A 25,311-nucleotide genomic window follows, 5' to 3' on the forward strand; every position below is an offset into this window, starting at 1 on the left:
TGTTCATCATGGTGGTATTAGGACAACATACGGCTCCACGTTCTGAGCTCGTATTAGTCCTTATGGTTGATGGATATGAACTTATTACGTAAAAAATGCTTGATGAAGAAATGTTCGTTGTCTTCCCCACATATATATAGACAAGTAATGATTGAAATGAAGGTCCTAAGACCAATGCTGCAGAATCGAGGTGTGCTATGACTTTTTTAAGTAATGAATCAGCTCATTCACCGCTTGATATTGTTGTCTTACTGAAGCAAACGTTTGATACGGAGGAAAGAGTGAGCATTGTTAACGGACAAGTAAGTCAAGACGGTGTAAAATGGGTGATAAATCCTTATGATGAATATGCCGTTGAGGAAGCACTGCGTTGGAAGGAAGCCTATGGGGGCAAAGTAACCGTCATTTCTGTCGGTCCTGAACGTTGTGCGGAAGCGTTACGAACAGCATTGGCGATGGGAGCAGACGAAGCCGTTCTCATCCATGTCGAGAGCAGCGCTGCTGAACAGCTTGACGAGCATGTGGTATCAAGCCTGCTGTACGCCGCGCTTAAGGATCAACCGCCGCAGCTGCTGTTAGCTGGCCATTTCAGCGTTGATCAAGGCAGCGCTCAAGTAGCTATTCGTTTGTCTGTGCTCTTGGACATCCCGCACGTATCAGCAATTACGAAGCTTGAACGAATGGAAGGACAGCGTGCCAAAGCTGATCGAGACGCCGAAGGGGACACGGAACGTCTTGAAGTGACACTGCCTGCGTTATTTACAGCGCAGCAGGGATTAAATGAGCCGCGCTATCCTTCACTTCCAGGCATTATGAAAGCAAAGAAGAAGCCGCTTACCCAGATTGATGCAATGACATTGTGTCCTGACTTCTCACAAGCTGCCGGTACGCTGAGGACCTCGATCGAGCTCCCTCCCCCCCGCCTATCTGGCAAGCTGTTCGCAGGAAGCCCTGCTGAGCAGGTCGAACAATTGATTCGAAGTTTGCGTGATGAAGCCAAATGTATCGGATAACGATAGATGAAAGGAGTGCGATCACATGGGACGCACGATAGCAGTCATTGCAGAGATGAGAGGTAATCAATTGCGGCAGGTAACCTTCGAAGCGCTTCATGCTGCGGAACTACTTTATACGCCTGGGGATCGAATTGTAGCATTGCTTATCGGTCATCAATTAGATGCCGTCAGCAGTGTTCTATTGAAAACTGGGATTCAAGAGCTCATTATCGCAGACGACGATTCGTATAAGTACTATGAGCCTGAAGTTTATTTTGCCGCTGTGCGCACTTTTAACGATATCGTATCACCCGATATCGTCCTGTTTGGCCATACTGCGATGGGCAGAGATTTAGCTCCTATGCTTGCAGCTCATACAAAGAGCGGACAATTGTCTGACGTCGTCTCTTTTCAGGCTTCTGAGACAGGCTGGACCTTCCGGCGCCCGGTATATGCGGGAAAAGCGTTCGAATCCCGCCAGTTTGCTAACCAAGCTACCCCATGGATTATCACGATACGTCCTAATAACTTTAAAGCTATAGATCACCTGGAGGACAGTCTGTCAGCTAATGCCGCCGACATTAAGCAGACATTCCTGCCTACCCCCTCCCCATCGCTACGATCTGTCGTTCATGAGGTGGTTCAGCGGATGTCTGGGGCTATAGACCTGACTGAAGCCAAAATTATTATTTCTGGCGGCCGTGGCGTTAAGAGCTCAGACGGCTTTAAACCATTGGAGCAGCTGGCATCTGTATTAAACGGTGCTGTGGGGGCTTCACGAGGCGCTTGTGATGCAGGATATTGTGACTATTCACTTCAGGTTGGCCAAACTGGAAAGGTAGTCACCCCAGAAATTTATTTTGCATGTGGGATTAGCGGAGCGATCCAGCATCTCGCAGGCATGAGCCAATCGCGGGTGATTGTAGCGATTAACATTGATCCCGAGGCGCCAATCTTTCAAGTGGCTGATTACGGCATAGTGGGTGACTTATTTGAGATCATACCGCTGTTGACATCCGAGTTTCGTAAAATGTTAACCTGAAGGTACAAAAAGCACCCTTTGACAGCTGGTGTTTCTCATCATGTTAATCGTATAATGTTAATCATATATTCGTGAAACGATTCAGCTTCGCCAATCACAAAACACCCCCAATACTAATTGTATCGGGGGTGTCCTATTATCCGTATAAAATGATGCGCTGACGTCATCAAGCGAAGCGCATCATAAGTATAAGCGACCGTTAATCACTGCATGTATCCGGGTCGGATTCGGCACCGGTTTCTACATTGATTCTTTCGGACACCGTATCTCTAACAACAGACATAACAAGCTGCAGCAAGTAGTTTACATCTGATTGACTCTGTTGGAATTCAACCACAAGCGGCACATTATCCAGTTCATCTTGCAGATCATTGATCTCTCCTTCAATCTTCTCAATCATTTGGTTATTTTTGAAAGATTGGAACGCTACAATCTCTTTCTGCTTCTTCTTCAACTTGGCAATAACCTCTTGAATGTGCGTGTGATCCTGAATCTGCTTCTCTGCTTGCTGATACTGCTTCACTTCTTCCGTCGTGCAGATCATATCGGCCAATTGCTTTGCCTTCTCCATGATATCTTCGCGCACGAGCAGGTCACGCGTATTAAAGGAAGGCATACCACAACCTGTATGGTTGTGCGCATGTTCCTGATGCGAATCCTGTATATGTTCAGCCAACGAGAACCTCTCCCATCTCTAACGTCAATCTCCTCAAATGAGGTTTTAAACATGCTGAGTCTATTGTAACTGATAACCTCGATAATATTAAGAACTCATTTTTATCGGTTCTGTGACAAGGTCACCTTTAATATAAAATGTCTTACTGTCCGTCACTTTAACCTGTACAAATTGACCAATCAACTCTTTGCCGCCTGCAAAGTGAACCAGCTTATTCGTACGCGTTCGGCCGGATAGTATCTCGCTATTGTTCTTTGACTCGCCTTCTACCAGCACTTCAACCGTCTTACTGACCATTTGTTCATTACTGCTGCGACTTAATTCTGCCATCACTTCATTTAACCTCTTTAGACGTGCCTTTTTAACTTCCATTGGCACGTCGTCAACCATATGTACAGCTGGAGTCCCCTCACGAGGTGAATAAATAAACGTATAAGCCATATCAAATCCGACTTCCTGAAGTAATGACACCGTCTCTTCAAACTGCTCATCTGTCTCACCTGGGAAACCAACAATAATGTCTGTCGTAAACCCAACGTCTGGCATAGCCTGCTTAATCTTGCGCGCCAGATTCAAGAACAGCTCTCGATCATATTTGCGGCTCATCTTCTTAAGCACTTCACTGCTGCCCGATTGGACTGGTAAATGGATGTGCTCGACCAGGTTGCCCCGCTTCGCAAGCACTTCGATTAAATGATCATCGAAATCACGTGGATGGGATGTCGTAAATCGAATACGAGGAATATCAATCTTTCGCATATCATCCATCAAATCACCGAAGCGATAATGGATATCTTCGAAGTCCTTGCCGTAAGCATTGACGTTTTGCCCAAGCAGCGTAATTTCTTTATAACCTTGACGAGCAAGTTCACGAACTTCCGCGATTACATCTTCTGGACGCCTGCTTCGTTCTTTGCCGCGCGTATAAGGAACGATGCAATACGTACAAAACTTATCGCAGCCGTACATAATGTTCACCCATCCACGCATACCTGAACGCTTCTTAGGAAGATTCTCGATAATATCGCCTTCCTTGGACCATACATCAACGACCATCTCTTTATTAAAGAGCGCATCCTGAACCAGGTACGGCAAACGGTGAATGTTGTGGGTGCCAAACACCATATCTACAAATTGATGCTTCTGCATAATACGATTAACTACGTTCTCTTCCTGAGACATACAGCCGCATACACCTAAGATCAGGCCCGGTCTTTCCAATTTCAGCGTCTTCAAGTGCCCTAGTTCTCCAAATACTTTATCTTCAGCATTCTCACGGACCGCACATGTGTTAAGTAAAATAAGATCAGCCTGCTTGCGGTCTTCTGTCCTCTGGTAACCCATCTCCTCCAGCAGACCACTCATCGTCTCCGTATCATGCTCGTTCATCTGGCAACCGAACGTATAAATAAGATAGCGCTTACCATGACCTAGCTGGCGAAGAGACTCCGGCACCGCTTCTTCATAGTGTACTTGAATGCTCTGTTTGCCGCGCTGCTTCTCTTGGTTATGCTTCGGTTCGGACATAATATGAATCTCACGTCCGTTGATTCTAATCTTCTTGCCATGCTCATCCTCTTTAATGACTTTAGCTTGAGAGAAATCAAAATATTTGGAATAATCCTTCTTCTCCTGACCCATCCTCAATAGTCACTCCTTTTATCTATGTCTGTCGACTATATTCAAACATTGCAGTAATATGGCTAAATCAACCAATACCTTTAATTATAACATTCTCATCCTGCGTTTCCAAGACACACAAAAGCATCTCCCAACATGAGCATGCCGGGAGATGCGGGGGCGGGATGAACTTAAGTCGATCAATTGTCAGTCCTTGCCGAGGAACTTCTCCAATTGAGGGGATTATCGTTCAGACTCCGAATTATATAAAGGTAGGTAAATGTCATAGTAAATATTTGCTTGATGTACATTTATTATAACCGTTTCTCAGTTCGAAAAAATCCGCCATAAGCATCAATCCCTAGACAGGTTACGACAGTTCATATTACAAATACTTCATCAATAATAAGAGCAAGGCACTATATCCTCCACCCTTACGCTACTAGAGTCCTGCTTATATAGACTTATCCTGCATGGACCCAATTAAGCTAGGATATCCCCTGTTTTTATCTAAATTGGCAAACAAAAAAACGGCCCACTGGGGACCGCTTTTCTGATTGTTCTTGCCATTCAAAGTATGAATTATTCGACGATCTCGGCAGTGTCACCATTCTTAACGCCTGCAGCATTAGCTTCGTCTGTATCGATATGCATGTCCAATGCAAAGTTCGCATGAACACGTGCAACAACATTTTCAAACACGACGCCACGTTCCCCACCGACACGAACACGGAGCTTCTGTTTATCCTCAATGTTCCACTTAGCAGCATCTGAAGTATGGAAATGAATGTGACGAGCTGCCACAATAACTCCTTCTTCCAACTCCACTTCGCCATGTGGACCTACAAGCTTCACGCCTGGTGTTCCAGCAATGTCGCCAGACTCACGCACAGGAGGTTTTAAGCCGAGCGAAAAAGCATCCGTACGGGATACTTCCAATTGGGATGCAGGACGAGCTGGTCCAAGAATACGAACCGATTTAAAAGATCCTTTAGGTCCGTGTACTTCTACCGTTTCATTGGCTGCATACTGGCCAGGTTGGGATAATGCTTTGAATTCAGTTAATTGGTGTCCTGGGCCAAACAAAGCCTCAATATGTTCTTGAGTCAAATGAATATGACGTCCAGATACGCCGACAGGTACAGTTTTCATGTGTCTTCCACCTCTCGATTTCTCTCTAGTTCAAGTACCAAAGTGTATTATACTACGAAATTAAACAAGGCATACGTCAATGACGCATGCCTTTTTCAACAATTTTGCGAAAATTATTTGAATTCTTTCAGCAGTTTATCAAAATCTTCCACTGATATTTGCAAATTCTGATTAGTTAATGGCTCCGGGCGGAAACCAGTAATTAAATTCTCATAAGATCGCTTATCTTGATTCTGATAAATAAGTCCTGTTATCATACCATTCGTTTCCATAAGCTTGGTCATCGCCATTACACGATTGGATGCATCGTAACCTTCCACTGAATCCAGGTTAACAATATTTTCTTTAAACCAGTCATACGTATTAATCTTATTAAACGTGACACAAGGGCTAAATACATTAATAAGGGAGAAGCCTTCATGATTGATGCCTTGCTCAATTAACGACGTCAACTGCTTGAGATCGCTTGAGAAAGACTGGGCTACGAAGGTAGCACCCGCAGCGAGTGCGATCTCCAGTGGAGACAAGGTTGATTCTATCGAACCCTCCGGCGTGCTCTTGGTCTTGAAGCCAACAGCGCTCCGCGGAGATGTCTGTCCTTTGGTCAAGCCATAAATCTGATTGTCCATGACAATGTAGGTCATGTTGATGTTACGTCGTATCGCATGAACGGTATGCCCCATCCCGATAGCAAACCCGTCGCCATCGCCCCCGGAAGCAATAACCGTCAAATCCCGATTCGCAAGCTTCACGCCTTGGGCTATTGGCAGCGCGCGTCCATGGATGCTATGGAAGCCATAAGCATTAATATAACCTGAGATACGGCCAGAACAGCCAATTCCAGAGATGACAGCAAGCTTTTCAGGCTCCAAGCCGGCGCTCGCCGCAGCACGCTGAATGGCAGCCTGTACCGAAAAGTCACCACAACCCGGGCACCAGTTAGGCTTTACATTGTTGCGGAACTCTTTAAAAGTTGCCATGCTAGACCAACTCCTTGCTTTGTTTATATACTTCGCTAGGCAAGAAAGGGGTACCGTCATACTTCGTAATGTTACGAACTTTGTCGCCAACTCCAACGTTCAGCTTAATCTGATTTGCCAGCTGCCCTGTTGCATTGTTCTCCAATACAACAATCTGCTTAGCACGATCAGCATAAGCCTTGAACTGTGCAACCGGGAATGGATAGATTTGACGGATGGTAACGTGATTGGTCTTAATGCCATCTTGTTCGAGCTGCATACGGGCCTGATCAATAGTTCCGCCCGTTGATCCCATACCAACAATAAGCAGATCTGCGTCTTCATGTGGTGCATCCACTCGAATTGCATTGGTTACTTGCAAATTATCTAGCTTGTGAAGCCGCTTATCCATCATCTTCTTACGGTTAATCGCGCTTTCCGATGGGCGTCCTGTCTCATCATGCTCGACGCCTGTCACATGATGCAGCCCACCTTTTTCACCTGGAAGAACACGTGGAGATACGCCTCCTTCAACGAATTCATAACGTTTAAATAGCACGTTATCTTCGGAAGGCGGTACGTTGGTTACAAGATTGCCGCGATCGATAATAATCCGCTCATAATCCAAAGGCTCACACGACTGCTTGCCGAGCGACAATTGCAAGTCTGTCAGTACGATAACTGGACACTGGTAACGCTCAGCAAGATTAAAAGCTTCGACCATGTCATAAAAACATTCTTCGATAGAGCTTGGTGCAATTACGATCTTCGGAATCTCCCCGTGAGTACCGTAGATCATGGCGTTGACATCACTTTGCTCCTGCTTGGTCGGCAACCCTGTACTTGGACCGCCGCGCTGTGTATTCACGATGACAAGTGGCGTTTCTGTCATTCCTGCCAGTCCGATAGCCTCCATCATCAACGATAAGCCAGGCCCGGCAGAAGCCGTCATCGAACGAACACCAGCATAGTTCGAACCGATTGACATCGTAACGGCCGCGATCTCGTCTTCCGTCTGCACGACCGTACCACCAAACTTCGGAAGCTGCTTAATCAGGTATTCCATGATCTCGGAAGCAGGCGTAATGGGATAAGCCGCCATAATCCGGCACCCTGCCGCCAACGCGCCTAGCGCCATCGCGTCATTGCCAATCATAAACAACTTTTGCTCACCATCAGCAGGTTCCAATTGGAACTCACCAAGCGGTCCTCCAGCTTGCTCCAACACGAAGTCTGCTCCACGACGCACAGCCTCCACGTTTTTCTCAACGACTGCTGGACCTTTACGTCCGAACTCTTCTTCTACAGCTGTATTAAATACTTCAAGCGGCAGCCCGAGCAGCGCCCAAGATGCGCCGGAAGCAACCATATTCTTCATTAAAGACGTTCCCAACTCTTCGGCAATTGCCGTAATCGGCACGGCAAATAACCGTGCTTCTACACCTTCTGGTACCACGGGATTAAACTTGGCATCAGCTACGATTACGCCCCCCTGGCGTAATTCATGTGCGTTCAAGTCAATCGTTTCTTGGTCAAATGCGACCAAAATATCCAGATCATCTGAGATTGCACGAATTGGCTTCGTACTAATGCGAATCTTGTTGTTTGTATGGCCACCCTTAATCCGCGAAGAAAAGTGACGATAGCCGTACAAATAGTAACCTAAACGATTTAATGCTGTCGAGAAAATACGATCCGTACTTTCTACGCCTTCCCCTTGTTGCCCCCCGATTTTCCATGACAATTGACTTATCAAGCTCGCCCACTCCTTTAAAGTGACTCGCACTGGCCTCTCCCACTTCAGAGACGCATTATGATTTGACAAATGTAAGAAGTAAAATTTTTCTAATGCGTGAGTCACCACAATTGTATGTCCGGTATTCTTAAAAAGCAAGCGTTTTCGCTGCGCCTCTTAATAGCAACTTTAGATAGATTTAATACCGTTGCGAGATGAATTAATGCTTATTGTTCGCGTCTTGGCAAGTGCGCAGCCAAAAATCGCTTTGCGTTGCCAGAAGCAATCTCATCTGTGAAGGCCGCACCGTAGTTCTTATCCAGTACAGATAACAATTCTCCATGCATCCCAGCATGTTCCAGGCCAACAATCTTTTTATCGATTCCGTCAAAGTCAGAACCTAACATAATATGATTGTGTCCTCCAAGCTCACATATCCGATCAATATGGCGCACGAGATCTTCAATCTCAACACGCCCTTTTTCCGCTACAAAATACGGCACATATGTAACCCCTATTCGGCCGTCCCGTGCAATAATCGCCCGAATCTGCTCGTCTGTCAAATTGCGTACGTGCGGCATAATGTAGGCACTGTTAGAATGTGATGCGATAATCGGCTTGTCCGTTAATTCAAGCAATTGCCAGAATGCCTTCTCATTTAAGTGACTTACATCAAGTGTGATTCCTAAACGATCACACTCCTGTATTAAAGTGATCCCTTCTCTTGTAAATCCGGCCTTACGCGGCTCCTGCGCCCCGTCTACGGCCCAGTTGGCATTGTTCCAAGCAAGACCCAGGAATCGCACACCAAGCTCGTATATCGTACGCAGATACACCATATCCCCTTCCAGTGCATCAACACCTTCCAGTGACAGAATCATCCCAAGCTTATCGGGCTGTTCGTTCCATCGTACCAAGTCTTCCTGCCAGCGAATGTCTATCACATCCTCATGTGACTGGATATGTTCCCGGTAGAGATCAATTGCACGTAATGCTTGTGAGAACCGTGGTGGACCTGTTAGCAAATGAGGCTCAAGAAACAACGCAAGTACCTGGATACCTACATTTCCTTGCCGAAGTCTTGGAATCGTAACGTCCATAAGGTCTTCTTGCGATATATTCACCTTGCCCTCGTACAGCATCTTATATAGTACATCACAATGAAAATCAATAACTCGACGAGTCATATCGTGTCATTCCTTCCTTTATTCACATAGACTTGGACTTCAATTGGTGCGAGCGCGTCGTATCCACCTACAGATAATCGTGCTCTGCATAGCTTTCGCACCGTCTACAGCTTGTCCGATCCAAGTATGCATTCTACAATATAGATTAACACACCCAAGCCCTGATATCGTAATCAAGATCCTGATCTAATGACAGCAAAAAACCTGCTTACAACGTAAACAGGTTAAGACATAGGTACAACGTCTGCTGCATTTCGTGCTTATCGTGGCTCCACGATTAGCTTAATAGCCGTGCGGTCTTCTCCATCGATGACAATATCGGTGAAGGCGGGTATACAGATTAAATCTACTCCGCTTGGCGCTACGAACCCCCGTGCGATTGCAACTGCTTTAATAGCCTGATTTAAAGCACCGGCTCCAATCGCTTGTAATTCGGCAGCTCCCCGTTCGCGCAACACTCCTGCTAGAGCACCAGCTACCGAATTAGGATTGGATTTTGCTGAAACTTTTAATACTTCCATGGAAAGTACCTCCTCGGGAATGTGGGTGAGATTCCATTAATACAGCATATTCGTGAACATCGTAAACATTCCTGTCCTGATGTGCGGTTTACGGACAACACTTGCACAACGGTCATGCACGTTTATCGCTATGTATCACTACTATGCGCGTGCTTGGCATCTCATTCCCGAAGTTTTAGAAATACCTTCTTTTCCCGGTTCAATCAATTGGTAATAAAAACGTGTAATCCACCCCTGACAGGTTCGGATTACACGTTAGATCTACCTTATCCATTTGTTAGCTCATAATCCATTCATCTTCTCGCAGGCGAATCTTCTCTATCTTTTTGGCTGCCCCCGTCTCATCGTCTATTTCGACAATGATGGCGTGGAACTGCCATTTTCCTTCACATACCGTAAATCGAACTGGAAGTTGGGACTTAAATTTGCGCAACACAGCTTCCCGTTCCATACCCAATACGCCATCTTTTGAGCCGACCATGCCGCAATCCGTTAAATAAGCGGTACCGCCTGGCAAGATAGTCTCATCGTTTGTCTGAACGTGTGTGTGTGTGCCGACAACGATCGAAGCTCGGCCATCTAAATGCCAGCCCATTGCGATCTTTTCTGAAGTAGCTTCAGCATGGAAATCAACAAGTACAGGCTTGCGCTTTTTCCCTAGCGAAGCAATCAAATCATCAACCTCGCGGAATGGACAATCTATAGCTGGCAAGAAAGTACGGCCTTGCAGATTGATGATGACAAGCTCTTTCCCGTTCGCTTTAATTGTTGCTATCCCATGACCTGGTGTTCCTGGCGGGAAGTTTGCCGGACGGATGACCCGTTTCTCATCGTCAATCCAATCAAATATATCTTTGTTGTCCCATGTGTGGTTGCCCATCGTAAAGCCATGAACACCCAATTCCATAAATTCCTTGATAATTGCCGCAGTAACCCCGCGTCCAGCTGCAGCATTTTCCGCATTTGCAATAATGATGTGCGGATTATACTTCTGCTTCAGTTCTGGCAGCAGAAGCTTCAGAGCCTTACGGCCGGTATTCCCGACGATATCGCCGATAAACATGACTTTCATCGGATCCAGTCCCCCTTACAAATGAGAGAAGTGGCCGCCACCGGCCACTTCTCCATCTTCCCGTTATTCAACTTACTTCGCGTATTCCACTGCGCGTGTCTCTCGGATAACCGTGACTTTAATATGCCCCGGATAATCGAGTTCACCCTCGATCTTCTTCGTAATTTCACGAGCAAGACGATAAGCTTCACTGTCATCGATCTTATCTGGCTGTACCATGACACGCACTTCACGCCCCGCTTGAATAGCATACGATTTCTCGACACCTTCAAATGATTCGGAAATATCCTCAAGCTTCTCCAGACGTTTAATGTACGTCTCAAGTGTCTCGCGGCGTGCGCCTGGACGTGCTGCAGACAAGGCGTCTGCTGCTCCAACCAGCATAGCTATAACAGAAGTTGCTTCACAATCACCGTGGTGGGACGCAATACTGTTAATAACAACAGGATGTTCTTTATATTTCTTCGCCAACTCTACGCCGATTTCGACGTGAGATCCTTCCACCTCATGATCCAAGGCTTTGCCGATATCATGCAACAGACCGGCACGCTTTGCCAATGTTACATCCTCGCCTAGCTCTCCTGCCATTAGGCCAGCAAGATAAGCTACTTCCATTGAGTGCTTGAGCACGTTCTGTCCGTAACTTGTACGGAACTTCAAGCGGCCAAGAATCTTGATAAGATCAGGGTGCAATCCATGAACGCCAACTTCAAAGGTTGCTTGCTCGCCGTACTCACGGATGCGCTCATCCACTTCCTTACGTGATTTCTCGACCATCTCTTCGATGCGTGCAGGGTGAATTCGTCCATCCGCAACCAGCTTCTCAAGTGATGTACGAGCAATCTCGCGACGAATCGGGTCAAACCCTGACAATATAACCGCTTCCGGTGTATCGTCAATAATCAAGTCAATACCAGTAAGCGTCTCAAGCGCACGAATGTTTCGACCTTCACGGCCAATGATGCGGCCTTTCATCTCTTCATTAGGCAATGCGACTACAGAAACGGTTGTCTCTGCTACATGGTCGGCTGCACAACGTTGAATCGCAAGCGTGATAATGTCACGCGAGCGCTTGTCCGCTTCTTCGCGAGCTTGCTGCTCGATTTCCTTGATCATTTGGGCTGTCTCATGTCGTACTTCCTGTTCCACATTGGTCAGAATAATCTGTCTTGCATCCTCCATGGACAGGTTCGAAATGCGTTCCAATTCGGTAATCTGCTGCTGATGAATACGATCAGCCTGTTCTTGTGTTTCTTCAATTCGTCTCTCTTTGAGAACCAGTTGTTCTTCTTTACGTTCTAGCGAATCTAACTTCTTGTCCAGCGACTCTTCTTTTTGTAGTACACGTCGTTCAAGTCGTTGAATCTCGTTCCGGCGTTCACGGGTATCCTTCTCCGCTTCGGTGCGAAGTTTATGGATCTCGTCTTTAGCTTCGAGCACTGTTTCTTTCTTCAGTGCCTCCGCTTCTTTACGCGCGCTTTCCACTATTTGTTCCGCGGCGTGCTCGGCACTCGTTATTTTCGCTTCCGCAAGCGATTTGCGAATCAGATAACCGATTCCAAACCCTAAGAACAATGCGGCCACAACGAGAACGATATCGAGCCAAATTGGCATCATTTCCACCTCCCCGTTGGTTCCTCCAAGCACTGCTTGGGTTAGGTTTTTTTTCGGTTGTTCGTGCGTTTCATTCCAATTCAATTGAAGGACCGACATCATATGTCGGCGAAAGTGCACGCGCTTGCATACACGTGTATCGCCCTGCGGCGATATTCGGAAACCATTCATTGGCGAAATGAATCATTTAGAAATCAATATCTGGAAGGAGAGATTGATTTCGTGAAAATAAAGATACATGTTCATTTTAGTATTCAGTTAAAGATATTGTCAAGCAATCGTCAACTATACCTTGTCATTCATCGCTAGTTTCATCGTCTGCTATTTCCATATGTTGAGATGCTTCATAAGCTGCCTTTCTCGCCATGTCTGTTGGGAACCCTCTGCGAGCCAGATAAGCAGCTACCTTCTGCCGTCTCAGATGCGCCTCTCCGCTTGTCTGACGCCACTTCTTACGTGCTGCATGGAATGCACTTTCCAACTCCTGTTCAGGGTCTAGAGAGGCCATTGCGTTTGCAATATGACGTTCATGGACTCCTTTCTGCTTCAGCTCATGCTGCACCCATCTTCTACCCTTAAGATGTCGGGTCACCCGCTGTTCCGTCCATTGCTCTGCGTATGCACCGTCATCAACCAGCCATTCCCGTTCCAATTGTTGCACAACGATTTGGATAATCTCCTCATCGTAGCCTTTTTGGATGAGATTCCGTGAAATTTCGGTACTTGTCCGCGGCTTGCGCTGCAAATATTTAAGTGCCTGCACATAAGCCCTTGTCTTCTCATCCGCTCGTACAATCTCTTCCATAAAATCGAGCGATACCTCGGCCCCTCTTAACAAGCGGTACTTTATCATAACATCTTCATGCACGTTCAATGGAGCCGCATGTTCGAAGTGGATCGTATACCGTCCTTTTTGTGCTTCATCTTGCTCTACTCGTATAATGACAGTTGTCTGTCCCTGTTCACTCACAACGTGCCCCCTCTGCTACTCTCCATACGTGCCTATATGCAACAGGACAAGCACCCCCTCTCATTAGATGAAGGTGCTTGTCCCAAGTAACAGCTATTGCAAAGCTATTATTCCTTTTCCAATTCCAACAATTCCGCTTCGTCCTCGTCATCAACTGAAGCATCACTAGAGATTACAGTAGTCAAGTTACTTGCCTCACGTATCTTGTTCTCAATAACAAGAGAAATGTCCGTATGTTCCTTTAAGAACTGCTTGGCATTCTCACGTCCTTGTCCAAGTCGTTCTCCTTCATAGGAATACCATGCGCCGCTCTTCTGCACGATATCCATCTCGGTACCAATGTCTACAATACTGCCTTCTTTCGATATGCCTTCACCATACATTATGTCAACATCCGCTTGCTTAAACGGAGGTGCAACTTTATTCTTCACGACCTTAATTCGGGTTCTGTTACCTACCATATCATTGCCTTGCTTGATTGATTCCACACGACGTACATCCAAACGAACACTAGAATAGAACTTCAAGGCACGTCCGCCAGGTGTTGTCTCTGGATTACCAAACATTACGCCAACTTTCTCACGAAGCTGGTTAATAAAGATTGCAATAGTCTTGGACTTGCTAATAGCTCCAGATAACTTCCGAAGAGCTTGCGACATAAGTCGTGCTTGAAGACCTACGTGGGAATCTCCCATCTCGCCTTCAATCTCCGCCTTAGGTACCAAAGCAGCTACGGAGTCAATAACGATAATATCCACTGCTCCGCTTCGTACAAGCGCCTCAGCAATCTCCAAAGCCTGCTCCCCAGTGTCTGGCTGAGACAAGAGCAACTCATCAATGTTGACCCCTAACTTGCTGGCATATTGAGGATCCAATGCATGCTCCGCATCAATAAATGCAGCTTGTCCACCTGTCTTCTGTACTTCCGCAATCGCGTGAAGGGATACGGTTGTCTTACCGGATGATTCAGGTCCATACACCTCAATGACACGGCCACGAGGCAATCCTCCAATACCAAGTGCGATATCAAGTGCTAACGATCCGCTAGGTACAACTTCAACTTGCATGTGGTTGGATTCTCCAAGCTTCATAATGGAACCTTTACCGAATTGCTTCTCTATTTGACGCAATGCCATTTCTAATGCAGCACGACGATCTGACACATACTCACTTCCTTCATTAACGTTGTATACTCATAATACCGTGTTTTTGTACCTTTGCCAAGCATTTTTTCGAACATACATTCGATTTTTAGAACAACACCACCTTTTAAATGGATTTAAAACCTCTTTTTTACATTTTGTTCATACTAAAAAACCGCAACAAGGCTAATAGCGCCTTATTACGGTTCTTCCGCAGCTAAAATCATGAAAAATATACCATACTTCATTTCTAATCACAAGACCTTATATGCTTGCTCTCCAACATTCACCATATCTCATCATATACAATATGACACGGCGGCAGTCCGATATAATAGGCACGAAATATGACATAGGTTCTGAAAGTCCAACCGCATCGTGCGGTTTGCGAAGTAGAAAAGTAGATTGTCATACAAAAGCCGACTACTTCCGCTCCTGCAATAGCCGCCAAATACGATGCAGCAATATTTTGACCGCACGCAGCCTGATCATATCTCGATTACCATTGAGCCGCAGTTCCTCAATCAACGTCTCCTGTCCAGCTTGCGCTATTCCGATAAATACCAAGCCAGCTGGCTTACGCTCCGACTGACCTGGACCTGCAACCCCCGTTATAGATACCGCAATATCAGTACCTGTTAACTGAAGCAGGCCTTCTGCCATCGCTCTCGCCGTCTCTTGGCTAACCGCCCCTGGAGCATTCTCTCCTTCTAACAGCTCGGAGGGAACGTTAAGCAGCTTCTGTTTGAGTGCGTTGGCATACGAGACTACCCCTCCATGGAACATCACCGAGCTACCCGGTACAGATGTAACCAGCTCGGAGAACAAGCCCCCCGTACAGCTTTCAGCAGCAGACAAGGTTAGACCTAGCTTTGTCATTTGTTCCACGATGACATGCTCCAAGGAGACATCTTCTGTTGCAAATATATGCTGTCCCAACCTGCCGCGGATAACAGATTCCAATTCATCCAATTTGCGACCTGCTTCTTGCTTCGAGTCGCTTTTGGTCGCGAGTCGGATCAGAACCTCTCCTTCCTTTGCATAAGGCGCAATCGTCGGATCAGACTGAGACTCGATCAGGTCAAGCAACTGTGCTTCCAGATTCGACTCTCCAATGCCTGCAAACTTTAACATACGAGTATACAAGGACGTCCGTTCATCAAACAAATGCTTCTCCAGCCAAGGGACAACTTCCAACTGAAACATAGGCTTCATTTCTTTTGGCGGTCCTGGCAATAAGATATACGCCACGTCCTCATGCAGGACAGCATTCCCCAAGGCTAAACCTGCCTCATTGGCTAGTGCATCTGAACCTTCGATCCAATTGGCTTGACGGCGGTTGCTGTCTACCATATGTATGCCTCTACCCTTGAACATATCCTCCATCTTGCGCATGGATGGCTCATGAATTAGCATGCCTCTCCCTAGCAGTTCTGCGACAACATCTTTTGTGATATCGTCCAAAGTAGGGCCCAGGCCACCTGTGAGCAGTACGATGTCTGCTCTCTTGCTGGCTGTCTGAATCACATCTCTAAGACGATGGGGATTGTCACCGACTACTGTTTGGTAGTAGACATCCACGCCCAATAGAGCGAGCTGTTGGGATAAGTATTGTGCATTTGTGTTAACGATTTGACCTAGCAGCAATTCAGTTCCTACAGCAATCATTTCCGCTTTCATAACAATCGTCTCCTCTGAAAGCAGTAATAGGCCCCTCCCTTTCGCACTGCGAAGGATTGAACCTATTACTGAAGTGTCCGTATATTATGACATGTGTAGTACGCTTTTGTTTTTAACAAAATAATCGATGCCTGAATAAACCGTAATCAAAGCTGCAAGCCATGTTGCAATGATATCAAATGGAATATCAAACAACACAAACGGGAAATTGTTAAGCAGCATCGCAATAATCGCAGTGATCTGCGTTGCTGTCTTCCATTTGCCCCATTTGCTTGCCGCCACAACTGTTCCCTCAAGCAAAGCTACTTGCCGTAAGCCTGTCACGGCAAATTCCCGGCTAATAATGACGATCGCTATCCATGCATCACATTTGCCCATCTCAACTAGCGAGATAAGAACGGCAGCAACAAGCAGCTTGTCCGCCAGCGGATCAAGCAGCTTGCCCAGATTTGTGACCATCTTCCGACTTCTGGCGATGTAACCGTCCAACCCATCCGTACTAGCCGCAATGATAAAGATAAGCGCGGCTATGATTTGATTATACGTAATCGAGAAATCGTTTATCTGGATAGGCTTGAAATAATCAAAATTCACCAGCAAAAAGAACATCATAATAGGCACTAAGAAGATACGAACTAATGTAATCTTATTAGGCAAATTCACTGGATACCCTCCCCAGCCAAATCAAACTCCAACGCATGCGTAATCCGAACCTGTGCGAGTTCTCCGATGCTGAGCTTGCTGTTGGAAATAAATACTTCGCCGTCAATTTCTGGCGCATCAAACTGCGAACGACCAATAAACACGTCATTTCGCCCGTCGTAACGTTCAACAAGCACATCAATGACTTGTCCGATCCGCTTCTCACTTACTTGCTTCGACACCTCACGTTGAATCTCCATCAACGTATTGGCCCGCCATTCCTTCACTTCTTCGTCTAAATGCCCCTTCAGTCGTGTAGCAGGTGTATCTTCTTCACGAGAATACGTAAATACTCCGAGCTTGTCGAACTGCATGTCACGAACAAATTCACACAGACGGTTAAAGTCTGCTTCCGTCTCCCCAGGGAACCCCACAATAATGGATGTTCGCATTGCAACGTTCGGGATGCGCGTACGAATCTTCTGTACTAATTCACGAGCATCACGTTGTCGGCCAGGCCGCCGCATACGTTTTAATACATTATCTTCGCTATGCTGCAGCGGCATATCAATGTATTTGCAAATCTTAGGGTTGCTTGCAATGGTCTCAATGAGTTCATCCGAGAAAAATCCAGGATATGCGTAATGAAGCCGTACCCACTCAACACCTTGAACATTGCTCACTTGATTCATCAGCTCAGGCAGCTTAAAACCATCGTAAATGTCAGTACCATAGTTCGTTGAATCTTGAGCAATGAGACTGATTTCTTTAACGCCCTGAGTTGCAAGCTGTGTGACTTCAGCCAGAATGGACTCCATCGTGCGACTACGGAAGTTGCCACGCATAATTGGAATACTGCAAAACGTACAATTGTTATCGCAGCCTTCCGCAATCTTAACGTAAGCCGTATATCTAGGAGTTGCCACCTTGCGCGGGAGCGCCTGATCATAGTTAAATACGGGATTACCAACATGTATTGGCTTACTGCCAGCAAGCGCTTCATCAACGATTGTAGCAATTTTGTCAAAGTCGCCCGTACCCACGATACCATCTATCTCAGGCATCTCGTCCAGAAGTTGTTCTTTGTAACGCTGTGTTAAACAGCCAGATACAATCAATGCCTTGAGTTGTGCCGTTTCTTTGAGGTCTGCGAGCTCGAGAATAGTGTTAACGGATTCTTCCTTGGCAGCATCAATAAATCCGCATGTATTGACAATAATAACAGTAGCTTCTAGTTCATTAGTGACCAATTCATATCCACGCTCATGAATCAGACCGGACATAATCTCGGAGTCAACCAAGTTCTTGTCGCAGCCTAATGTCACGATCTTAATCTTCTCTGTCATGAATGCATCCCCCAATTAGGTATTGCAGTTCGTCTTCTGCCGCGCAATGAAGCCTCTCTGAACGGCCCTATTTATCTAGTCAAGTATAATACAGGGTGACCTCTTAGTCAAAATCGTAATCAAAACTAAACATATCACCTTATAGAGCGGCAATTCCCGCGAAAGGATATGCTTTTCTCTAGCGATAATTCGTGAATTGCAAGTCAAGCGGCAAATCAGCATCGACCAACAATTTCATGACTGCCTGTAAATCATCCTTGTTCTTACCCGTTACACGAATTTGATCTCCTTGAATTTGACTCTTAACTTTCAGCTTAGAATCACGGATTAAAATATTGATCTTTTTAGAAATATCCTGTTCAATTCCTTGCTTCATCTTTACACGCTGACGCACGGAGCCGCCTGATGCACCTTCCAATTTGCCAAATTCCATGTTTTTGATGGAGATTCCACGCTTAATAAGTTTGGATTGCAAAATATCTATGACACTTTTCAGCTTGTATTCGTCATCCGATGCAATAATCAATTCTTCCTTTTCCAGCTTAATGGAACTCTTGCTGCCTTTAAAATCAAATCGGGTTTCGATCTCACGCTCCGCCTGTGTTACCGCGTTGCTTACCTCTTGCAAATCTGTTTTAGATACAATATCAAATGAACTGTCTGCCATTTGCGATATCCTCCTTCATAATAGGTTCATATAATTCTTAAATTATGTAAGAAAATGCACAAGGGCATCCCCTTGCAATCGAAATCGCAAAAGAATGCCCATGTGCTGCTGTTCATCGTGTTTGAACCGGGCTTAGTAGCGGCCTCGAACTGGTGTGCGAAACATGTCCAGCACCCCAAGCACAATATGGGCCAAGCCGAAACCAAGAATCCCATAGCCCCATGCACTAGGCGTCAAATAATAACCTAACAAGCTGACAATGACACCGAGACCTGTAACAACCCAACTTGCTGCCATGATAACGACCCCTCTCTAAAATGAGAATAAATCGCCGCCTCCCTATTCTCTCCCGAGGAGATCAGATTATGCGGTAATGGCAATCAAGAAAAATTATCCACCTCTCCGAACAGCTATGATTAGGACGTTATCCGTTATTCGTATCCGCAGTGGTTCCCGTATCATCACTCACAGACGAACCTTGTTTTAGTTGCAATGCCTCTTCATAAGTCTTCCATTCGAACCGAACTTTCTTGTTCATTCCTTGTCCAATGTCAATAGTCTGGCCATTAATGAGCACTTTGCAACGTCCTGCATTACCAAACGTGATATCCAGCCCGTCTTTTCCCAAGTCAAACGTCTGATCTTGCCCTTTGTCAAATACATCCTTAGCCAGTTGGTTGGCATTCGTTATCGTACGAACTCCAAGCCACACGCCGTCTTCGATCTTAATTTCAAGCTTAAACGGCTTCTCATCTGCAGCAGAGACGACTACAAGTGCAGGGCTAACCTGAGCAACAATCGGATCTTTAGTTTCTTCCGGTTCAGGTGTTGGCTCTGGTGTTGTTGTCTGGCCATTACCTTGTGTGTTGTTACCGCTGTTTGGCTTTTCATTCTGATTAATGCCATTCGTAATATTACTCGAATCTGCACTATTCGAATTATTGCCAGTATCGGACGCCTTCACCCAGAAATAGTACACAATAACGATAATTAAAATAACGAATGACCACATGAGCAGTGTCGTCGCCCATTTCCCAAATTTGTCACTATGTTGAACGGAACGCTTTTTCCGAATCATAGGTTCAATAGTAGGCTCTGGTTCTGCGGCAGGAATGTCTTGACGATAATACTGAGCAACCTCATCCGGATCCAGCCCGACAGTTTCCGCATATGTCTTCACAAAGGCGCGTACGTAAAACGATCCCGGAAGGATCTTATAATCCCCTTCTTCGATTGCTTCCAAATACCGTTTTCGAATCTTAGTAGCTTCCTGTACATCATCCAGTGACAGACCTTTCTCTAATCGGGCCTTTTTAAGCAATTGACCTAATTCTGACACAATTTCACCTCCTGTCTAGAATGTATGTCCCAACTTTTTAGACTATATATATATCTATTATAAATCGTTGTAATTGACGGTAAACGTTTCGTACGTAATTTCTTCATCAGGCGCGTTGCGCAGCTCGATAATGTAATCAAAGAAATCATAATCATAATGGGTCTCACGGACAAAAATATCCGGATGCTCAATTACTTTAGTAGAAGGCATATTCATAATTTCCTGCAGCAGCATCTCGTGTTTCTCATTCGAACGAATTGTTGACACGATCCCGTCAATGATAAAAATGTTATGTGGGTTCATCTCTTCCTCGGACATTTGACTACGTACAGTCTGGCGCAGCAGTGTTGAGGATACAAATGTCCAACGCTTCATTGCACATACACTGCCAGCAATAATTGACTCTGTCTTGCCGACTCTTGGCATCCCGCGGAGACCTATCACTTGATGACCATCACGCTTGAAGATTTCACCTAGAAAGTCAACCAACAGACCTAGCTCGTCCCGCGTAAAACGAAATGTTTTACGATCGTCTGAATCACGTTCGATATAACGGCCGTGACGAACAGCAAGGATATCCACTAACTTGGGCTGCCTCAGTGCAGATACCGTGATGTTATCCACCTTTTTCAGCATCTGTCCCATCATCTCAATTTTCTCGTCGTCGTCTGTCTGAAGAAGCATTCCTCTTGTCTTGCCCTCGACGCCATTGATCGTTAATATATTAACCTCTAACATCCCGAGCAGTGAAGCAATATCACCTAATAGTCCGGGACGGTTCTTATGTATCTTATATTCCATATACCACTGTTTATATTCCATGACACACCCCAATCTGCGATTGTCCGATTCCATTCTACAATACAAACCACCTGAATTCCACTATACAGCCTAAAAATTAAAATTAAAGCGCTTATCATAGTGAAACCCATTGGTGAAGTTGGAGCCGCTATTCATTATAGCAGATAGTGAGCATGTATTCATGTGTCATTTGAAAAAAAGAAGCGGAATAAGGACTTTTGTCAAGTCCTCTCCGCAAAAATTCACAATTACCCGTTTTTTTCGGCCAGCTTTACCATTAAACGAGCGATCGTTTTGCGATCATCGTCGCTGCCTACATCCCATAGTTCTTTGATAGCACGTTCTTGAAGGTTTTGTGGATCTACTTTCTCGTCGAGAAAAGAACCGATTTCAAACGCCAGTTTAGCGATTGTCTCTTCGTTCATTCCTAAGTTTTTTGCCGTTTTAACACGGTCTCCAAGAAAGTTTTTCCACGAATCGAAGTTTTTTAATACAGATGACATAAGTAAGCCTCCTTTAAGCGCATAGTAACTAGCCCTGTGTTTGTACACAGCAACTTACAGTCGTAATATGTGCGAAAGACAGCTTGCTTATTCGTAACGCCATCGAATGTTAGCTCCTAAAGCTTTAAGCCTGCCAACCTCCATTAGGGCTAATGATCTGACCGGTTATGTAGCTGGATTCAGGCAGCGCAAGGAAATAAATGAGTGACGCAATCTCATCGGGGTTTGCCATTCTCCCTGCCGGAATCTCAGCTTGCAAAGAAATCCGTTCTTCTTCATCCAAGTGTTTCATCATATCCGTATCTACGGCTCCAGGAGCTACTGCATTAACAGTAACGCCTGATGGAGCCAACTCCTTAGCTAATGCCTTGGTGAAGGCATTAATTCCACCCTTTGCAGCTGAGTACATGACCTCGCAAGAGGCGCCCGCTATTCCCCAGACAGAGGATACATTAATAATTCTGCCATAACGTTGACGAATCATATGTGGAACAAATAATTGACTGCACATAAATGTGCCTTTTAAATTGATCGCCATGCATTCGTCCCATTCTTCCTCGGTTACATCTGTAAATAATCCATAGTAGGACACACCCGCATTATTAACCACAATATCCGGAACAAAGCCCTCGGCATCAAGCTTTTCCTTCATCCTGCGCAGCTGTTCTTTGGAACGCAAGTCTGCACTAATCGTCATCACTTCGCTCCCAAGCGCAATACAACGGCGTGCAACTTCATTTGCCGCTTCATGTGCTTCTAAATAATGGATGACAATCCGCATTCCTACTGAAGCAAAGCGCTCAGCTATAGCTGCACCAATTCCCCGACTGCCTCCCGTTATAAGCACGGTCGTTTCTGATAATAATTTCATTGACATCCGCTCCCCTATATAAGAGTGTGTAAAACATAACGCCACATAATAAAAGGCGTACCTTCGGTAATGAAGGTACGCCTGAAATCGTTACATTCCATGCTTAAGGCTGCTCAACGATCGATACCGCCAAGCGGTCCCATTGGAAATGACTGCGCAGCCTGTCGTTAACTTCATCCAACTGTAAGGACTCGTATACCGACAGTATATCAAACAAATCAGTTTCACGGAACTTGTATTTGGTAAACTCATTAGCAATAGATTCAGGTGAATTCAACATTCTTAAGTAGGTTCCAATTCGTTTGTTACGAATCCGTTCAAACTCTGCTTCTTTAAAGCCTTCTTTCTTCTTTTCTTCAATCGCAGCCTGTACCCGCTTCACCAATTCGTCAGGGTCCTTCGTCTCGCCGCCCATGATAGAAAATGCATATTCGGTCTCACAGTTATATTCATGACCTATATTATCAGACGTCAGTCCTGATTCATACAACGATTGGGACAAGGGTGAGCTGCTGCCGAGCATTAGATCCATCATAACTCGTGTTGCGAGCTCAAACCGAAGCAGCTCAGTTCCAGTTAAACCAGGACGAGGCTCTTTGCAGCCAAACAGACACTTAGGACTAGATACCGGCAGCTTGGTGACAAAACGAGGCGTTCTTACCGTTTCGGGTTCTTTTTCAAAAATCCGCTTAATCTCACCCTGCGGTTTAAATGGTTTGGCTGCTTGATTGTCGCGCACGAGCTTCATAATCGCCTCAGGATCTACACCACCTACCACAAATAGCATCATATTAGTAGGGTGGTAGAAGGTATGATAACATGTAAACAACGTTTCTTTGGTTATGGTATTAATGGATTCAACGGTTCCCGCAATATCGATATAAATCGGATATTGATGATACATAGCTTCAATCAATCCAAAATATACGCGCCAATCCGCGTTGTCACGATACATGTTTATTTCCTGAGCAATAATCCCTTTCTCTTTATTGACGTTTTCGTCTGTAAAATAAGGGCGCTGCACAAAATCAACCAGTGTACTTAAGTTCTGGTCAACGTGATTTGTTGCCGAGAACAAATAAACCGTCCGATCAAACGTAGTAAAAGCATTAGCCGAGGCACCTTGCTGGGCAAAGGTTGCGAAGATATCGCCCTCTGGCTCCTCAAACATCTTGTGCTCCAGAAAATGTGCGATCCCATCCGGCACTTGAATCGGTGTCTGGCCTTCCACTTGAAAATGATTGTCTACCGAACCGTATCGAGTTGAGAACGTCGCATACGTCTTTTGAAAGCCCGGCTTAGGCAGTACAAATACATCTAAACCATTATCCATCCGTTCATAATACAACGTTTCCTGCACCTGTTTAAACTGTCGTTGTTCCATTCCTCATACCTCCTCTCGATTGCGCAGAACATATATCGTATCGAGGTGGAACGTCGATGCCGCTGTCTGAATCTGGTCTGCTGTCGTGTGTATTAACTGTTCGATCAAGCTGCTTGTAGTTCGTTCTTTGCCGGACAAAACACGGTTAAAATCAAAGCCAATCATTTCAAATGCGGAGTCGTCAATTTCACGAAGCTGGTTAGCCAGCATGGCCTTTGTCTGATCCAACTCCAAAGCTTCAATCTGCCCTTGCTGCATCGCATCCAATTGCTGCTTAATAATTGCCGTAGCCTTCTCAATCAGATCAAACTCCACACCAGATTGGATGGCGCAAATGCCTTTATGACCGTCATACCGAGCAGAGGCATAATATGCTAAACTGTTTTTCTCACGGACATTAATAAACAATTTAGAGTGTGGATAACCGCCCAGTACACCATTATATAACAATGCAGCGGGATACGAATCGTCATGGTACGTGATCGTAGAGCGCAGTCCCATGTTTAACTTTCCTTGTGTGACGTCAAGTCGATCGATGACTTGCTGCGCTTCGCCTACGCGAGGGACGGGCACTGTTCTTGCATATTTTGGGGCTATCTCTTGACGACTGACATGAAAATGCTCACTCACACATTGTTCAATCTCATTCAAATTAGTGTCACCTATGACGTACACATCAATACAAGCTTGATCAAGCCACCATTTATATCGCTCGTGCAATTGTTCTGCTTCAAGCGGAGGCAACTCAGACCGGTTACCGAGGGGATGAAGTCGGTACGGCTCATCCTTACACATTTCTTCCAAGCATCGTTCCTGTGCATAACGTATTTTATCATTAACGATAGCCTCGAGGCGCTTTCGCACCGTTTCCTTTTCTTCCTGCACATATTTCGAACGAAAAATGCCGTTTTCCAATGCTGGTGATGTAATTACATCGCCTAGGAATTGAAACCCTCGTTTTAACAGGGGATCCTTCGTTTGAACAAAAGCATCATTAATGATATCCATACGAAATTGAATGATCTGATAATCGCCGCGTTTGTACACATCAAAACCAAAACCAGCACCATACAACTCATCCAAACGTTCTCTAAATTGGATTGTCTCAGGCAGCTCCGCAGTTCCACGTCGTAACACGAATGGCGTCAAAGCCACAGGTGTAACCGTCTCTTCCCGAAGCGGAATTCCAATATATACAGCAATTGCAAACGTCTTAAATCGTGTCGTAGGCATTACATGCAATCGTATGCCATTAACAGCACCTCTCTCAAAAGCAGGTGTCCGAGTTGTCATCATAGCAGGCTCTCCTTTTCCCGCATCAAGCAGACTACGGTTGATCATATCTTATATTCGATATATATGCAGCTATAGAGCATTGCTATCTCTTTAGCCT

General features: G+C 45.4%; 24 protein-coding genes. 2 read left to right on the plus strand and 22 right to left on the minus strand.

Annotated features, from left to right (window positions below; all coding sequences use genetic code 11):
* Positions 1 to 197 precede the first annotated feature (197 nt).
* Both QP775_RS07265 and QP775_RS07270 read left to right on the plus strand, forming a co-directional pair.
* On the plus strand, positions 198 to 1,013 hold the full coding sequence (locus QP775_RS07265; RefSeq protein ID WP_239328200.1) for an electron transfer flavoprotein subunit beta/FixA family protein: 816 nt from the start codon (positions 198 to 200) through the stop codon (positions 1,011 to 1,013).
* A 25-nt stretch (positions 1,014 to 1,038) separates the two neighbouring features.
* On the plus strand, positions 1,039 to 2,037 hold the full coding sequence (locus QP775_RS07270; protein ID WP_285104807.1) for an electron transfer flavoprotein subunit alpha/FixB family protein: 999 nt from the start codon (positions 1,039 to 1,041) through the stop codon (positions 2,035 to 2,037).
* Between the two features lie 199 nt (positions 2,038 to 2,236).
* Here the strand turns inward: QP775_RS07270 and QP775_RS07275 are convergent, their stop codons facing one another.
* The 22 genes from QP775_RS07275 to yfmF all read right to left on the minus strand — a co-directional run bounded on the left by QP775_RS07275 (position 2,237) and on the right by yfmF (position 25,211).
* The gene (locus QP775_RS07275; RefSeq protein WP_285105750.1) at positions 2,237 to 2,653 is read right to left on the minus strand and encodes a YlbF/YmcA family competence regulator; all 417 of its coding nucleotides are present in this window, start codon (positions 2,651 to 2,653) and stop codon (positions 2,237 to 2,239) included.
* A gap of 147 nt (positions 2,654 to 2,800) precedes the next feature.
* Entirely contained in the window at positions 2,801 to 4,354 is a 1,554-nt protein-coding gene (miaB, locus tag QP775_RS07280; RefSeq protein WP_285104809.1) for a tRNA (N6-isopentenyl adenosine(37)-C2)-methylthiotransferase MiaB, read from the minus strand.
* Positions 4,355 to 4,915: 561 nt separating this feature from the next.
* Entirely contained in the window at positions 4,916 to 5,485 is a 570-nt protein-coding gene (gene pduL, locus QP775_RS07285; protein WP_239328203.1) for a phosphate propanoyltransferase, read from the minus strand.
* Positions 5,486 to 5,598: 113 nt separating this feature from the next.
* A complete protein-coding gene (locus tag QP775_RS07290) occupies positions 5,599 to 6,465 on the minus strand; it encodes a 2-oxoacid:ferredoxin oxidoreductase subunit beta (RefSeq protein WP_239328204.1) in 867 nt (288 codons plus the stop codon).
* A 1-nt stretch (position 6,466) separates the two neighbouring features.
* Positions 6,467 to 8,200, minus strand: coding sequence for a 2-oxoacid:acceptor oxidoreductase subunit alpha (locus tag QP775_RS07295; RefSeq protein ID WP_239328205.1), 1,734 nt, complete (start codon positions 8,198 to 8,200; stop codon positions 6,467 to 6,469).
* A 206-nt stretch (positions 8,201 to 8,406) separates the two neighbouring features.
* Positions 8,407 to 9,366: a dipeptidase gene (locus QP775_RS07300; RefSeq protein ID WP_285104812.1), complete on the minus strand. Its 960-nt coding sequence runs from the start codon at positions 9,364 to 9,366 to the stop codon at positions 8,407 to 8,409.
* Positions 9,367 to 9,626: 260 nt separating this feature from the next.
* The gene (locus tag QP775_RS07305) at positions 9,627 to 9,887 is read right to left on the minus strand and encodes a stage V sporulation protein S (RefSeq protein ID WP_006286829.1); all 261 of its coding nucleotides are present in this window, start codon (positions 9,885 to 9,887) and stop codon (positions 9,627 to 9,629) included.
* A gap of 277 nt (positions 9,888 to 10,164) precedes the next feature.
* Positions 10,165 to 10,959: a TIGR00282 family metallophosphoesterase gene (locus QP775_RS07310; RefSeq protein ID WP_239328207.1), complete on the minus strand. Its 795-nt coding sequence runs from the start codon at positions 10,957 to 10,959 to the stop codon at positions 10,165 to 10,167.
* Between the two features lie 72 nt (positions 10,960 to 11,031).
* Complete coding sequence (rny, locus tag QP775_RS07315; RefSeq protein WP_285105752.1) at positions 11,032 to 12,576, minus strand: ribonuclease Y; 1,545 nt, start codon at positions 12,574 to 12,576, stop codon at positions 11,032 to 11,034.
* A gap of 292 nt (positions 12,577 to 12,868) precedes the next feature.
* Entirely contained in the window at positions 12,869 to 13,543 is a 675-nt protein-coding gene (locus QP775_RS07320) for a regulatory protein RecX (RefSeq protein WP_239328208.1), read from the minus strand.
* 107 nt (positions 13,544 to 13,650) lie between these two features.
* Entirely contained in the window at positions 13,651 to 14,706 is a 1,056-nt protein-coding gene (recA, locus tag QP775_RS07325) for a recombinase RecA (RefSeq protein ID WP_285104860.1), read from the minus strand.
* Between the two features lie 402 nt (positions 14,707 to 15,108).
* Positions 15,109 to 16,365, minus strand: a complete 1,257-nt coding sequence (locus QP775_RS07330) for a competence/damage-inducible protein A (protein WP_285104862.1) — start codon at positions 16,363 to 16,365, stop codon at positions 15,109 to 15,111.
* Positions 16,366 to 16,449: 84 nt separating this feature from the next.
* Entirely contained in the window at positions 16,450 to 17,028 is a 579-nt protein-coding gene (gene pgsA, locus QP775_RS07335; protein WP_028545224.1) for a CDP-diacylglycerol--glycerol-3-phosphate 3-phosphatidyltransferase, read from the minus strand.
* Positions 17,025 to 18,353, minus strand: coding sequence for a 30S ribosomal protein S12 methylthiotransferase RimO (gene rimO / locus QP775_RS07340; protein ID WP_285104866.1), 1,329 nt, complete (start codon positions 18,351 to 18,353; stop codon positions 17,025 to 17,027). The genes pgsA and rimO overlap by 4 nt, the downstream gene beginning before the upstream one ends.
* A gap of 178 nt (positions 18,354 to 18,531) precedes the next feature.
* The gene (locus QP775_RS07345) at positions 18,532 to 19,020 is read right to left on the minus strand and encodes a YajQ family cyclic di-GMP-binding protein (RefSeq protein ID WP_239328211.1); all 489 of its coding nucleotides are present in this window, start codon (positions 19,018 to 19,020) and stop codon (positions 18,532 to 18,534) included.
* Positions 19,021 to 19,152: 132 nt separating this feature from the next.
* A complete protein-coding gene (locus tag QP775_RS07350; RefSeq protein ID WP_211234327.1) occupies positions 19,153 to 19,317 on the minus strand; it encodes a hypothetical protein in 165 nt (54 codons plus the stop codon).
* A 127-nt stretch (positions 19,318 to 19,444) separates the two neighbouring features.
* Positions 19,445 to 20,359 carry a helix-turn-helix domain-containing protein gene (locus tag QP775_RS07355; protein ID WP_239328212.1) on the minus strand — a complete coding sequence of 305 codons (915 nt, stop codon included), beginning with the start codon at positions 20,357 to 20,359 and terminating at the stop codon, positions 19,445 to 19,447.
* A 57-nt stretch (positions 20,360 to 20,416) separates the two neighbouring features.
* Positions 20,417 to 21,181: a DUF3388 domain-containing protein gene (locus QP775_RS07360; RefSeq protein WP_239328689.1), complete on the minus strand. Its 765-nt coding sequence runs from the start codon at positions 21,179 to 21,181 to the stop codon at positions 20,417 to 20,419.
* 227 nt (positions 21,182 to 21,408) lie between these two features.
* Positions 21,409 to 21,663: a DUF3243 domain-containing protein gene (locus QP775_RS07365; RefSeq protein WP_239328213.1), complete on the minus strand. Its 255-nt coding sequence runs from the start codon at positions 21,661 to 21,663 to the stop codon at positions 21,409 to 21,411.
* Positions 21,664 to 21,787: 124 nt separating this feature from the next.
* The gene (ymfI, locus tag QP775_RS07370) at positions 21,788 to 22,534 is read right to left on the minus strand and encodes an elongation factor P 5-aminopentanone reductase (RefSeq protein ID WP_239328214.1); all 747 of its coding nucleotides are present in this window, start codon (positions 22,532 to 22,534) and stop codon (positions 21,788 to 21,790) included.
* A gap of 103 nt (positions 22,535 to 22,637) precedes the next feature.
* Positions 22,638 to 23,918, minus strand: a complete 1,281-nt coding sequence (gene yfmH, locus QP775_RS07375) for an EF-P 5-aminopentanol modification-associated protein YfmH (RefSeq protein ID WP_285104873.1) — start codon at positions 23,916 to 23,918, stop codon at positions 22,638 to 22,640.
* Positions 23,919 to 23,921: 3 nt separating this feature from the next.
* Positions 23,922 to 25,211, minus strand: a complete 1,290-nt coding sequence (gene yfmF, locus QP775_RS07380; protein WP_285105754.1) for an EF-P 5-aminopentanol modification-associated protein YfmF — start codon at positions 25,209 to 25,211, stop codon at positions 23,922 to 23,924.
* Positions 25,212 to 25,311 lie beyond the last annotated feature (100 nt).

The organism is Paenibacillus sp. UMB4589-SE434 (genome assembly GCF_030226685.1).
In the GTDB taxonomy this organism is placed as follows: Bacteria; Bacillota; Bacilli; order Paenibacillales; family Paenibacillaceae; genus Paenibacillus_B.

Excerpts from the sequence above, each read along its gene's own strand:
- QP775_RS07265 (WP_239328200.1), top strand. The coding sequence starts at position 198 with ATGACTTTTTTAAGTAATGAATCAGCTCATTCACCGCTTGATATTGTT.
- QP775_RS07270 (WP_285104807.1), top strand. The coding sequence starts at position 1,039 with ATGGGACGCACGATAGCAGTCATTGCAGAGATGAGAGGTAATCAATTG.
- QP775_RS07275 (WP_285105750.1), bottom strand. The coding sequence starts at position 2,653 with ATGCCTTCCTTTAATACGCGTGACCTGCTCGTGCGCGAAGATATCATG.
- miaB (WP_285104809.1), bottom strand. The coding sequence starts at position 4,354 with ATGGGTCAGGAGAAGAAGGATTATTCCAAATATTTTGATTTCTCTCAA.
- pduL (WP_239328203.1), bottom strand. The coding sequence starts at position 5,485 with ATGAAAACTGTACCTGTCGGCGTATCTGGACGTCATATTCATTTGACT.
- QP775_RS07290 (WP_239328204.1), bottom strand. The coding sequence starts at position 6,465 with ATGGCAACTTTTAAAGAGTTCCGCAACAATGTAAAGCCTAACTGGTGC.
- QP775_RS07300 (WP_285104812.1), bottom strand. The coding sequence starts at position 9,366 with ATGACTCGTCGAGTTATTGATTTTCATTGTGATGTACTATATAAGATG.
- QP775_RS07305 (WP_006286829.1), bottom strand. The coding sequence starts at position 9,887 with ATGGAAGTATTAAAAGTTTCAGCAAAATCCAATCCTAATTCGGTAGCT.
- QP775_RS07310 (WP_239328207.1), bottom strand. The coding sequence starts at position 10,959 with ATGAAAGTCATGTTTATCGGCGATATCGTCGGGAATACCGGCCGTAAG.
- rny (WP_285105752.1), bottom strand. The coding sequence starts at position 12,576 with ATGATGCCAATTTGGCTCGATATCGTTCTCGTTGTGGCCGCATTGTTC.
- QP775_RS07330 (WP_285104862.1), bottom strand. The coding sequence starts at position 16,365 with ATGAAAGCGGAAATGATTGCTGTAGGAACTGAATTGCTGCTAGGTCAA.
- rimO (WP_285104866.1), bottom strand. The coding sequence starts at position 18,353 with ATGACAGAGAAGATTAAGATCGTGACATTAGGCTGCGACAAGAACTTG.
- QP775_RS07345 (WP_239328211.1), bottom strand. The coding sequence starts at position 19,020 with ATGGCAGACAGTTCATTTGATATTGTATCTAAAACAGATTTGCAAGAG.
- QP775_RS07350 (WP_211234327.1), bottom strand. The coding sequence starts at position 19,317 with ATGGCAGCAAGTTGGGTTGTTACAGGTCTCGGTGTCATTGTCAGCTTG.
- QP775_RS07360 (WP_239328689.1), bottom strand. The coding sequence starts at position 21,181 with ATGGAATATAAACAGTGGTATATGGAATATAAGATACATAAGAACCGT.
- QP775_RS07365 (WP_239328213.1), bottom strand. The coding sequence starts at position 21,663 with ATGTCATCTGTATTAAAAAACTTCGATTCGTGGAAAAACTTTCTTGGA.
- ymfI (WP_239328214.1), bottom strand. The coding sequence starts at position 22,534 with ATGAAATTATTATCAGAAACGACCGTGCTTATAACGGGAGGCAGTCGG.
- yfmH (WP_285104873.1), bottom strand. The coding sequence starts at position 23,918 with ATGGAACAACGACAGTTTAAACAGGTGCAGGAAACGTTGTATTATGAA.
- yfmF (WP_285105754.1), bottom strand. The coding sequence starts at position 25,211 with ATGACAACTCGGACACCTGCTTTTGAGAGAGGTGCTGTTAATGGCATA.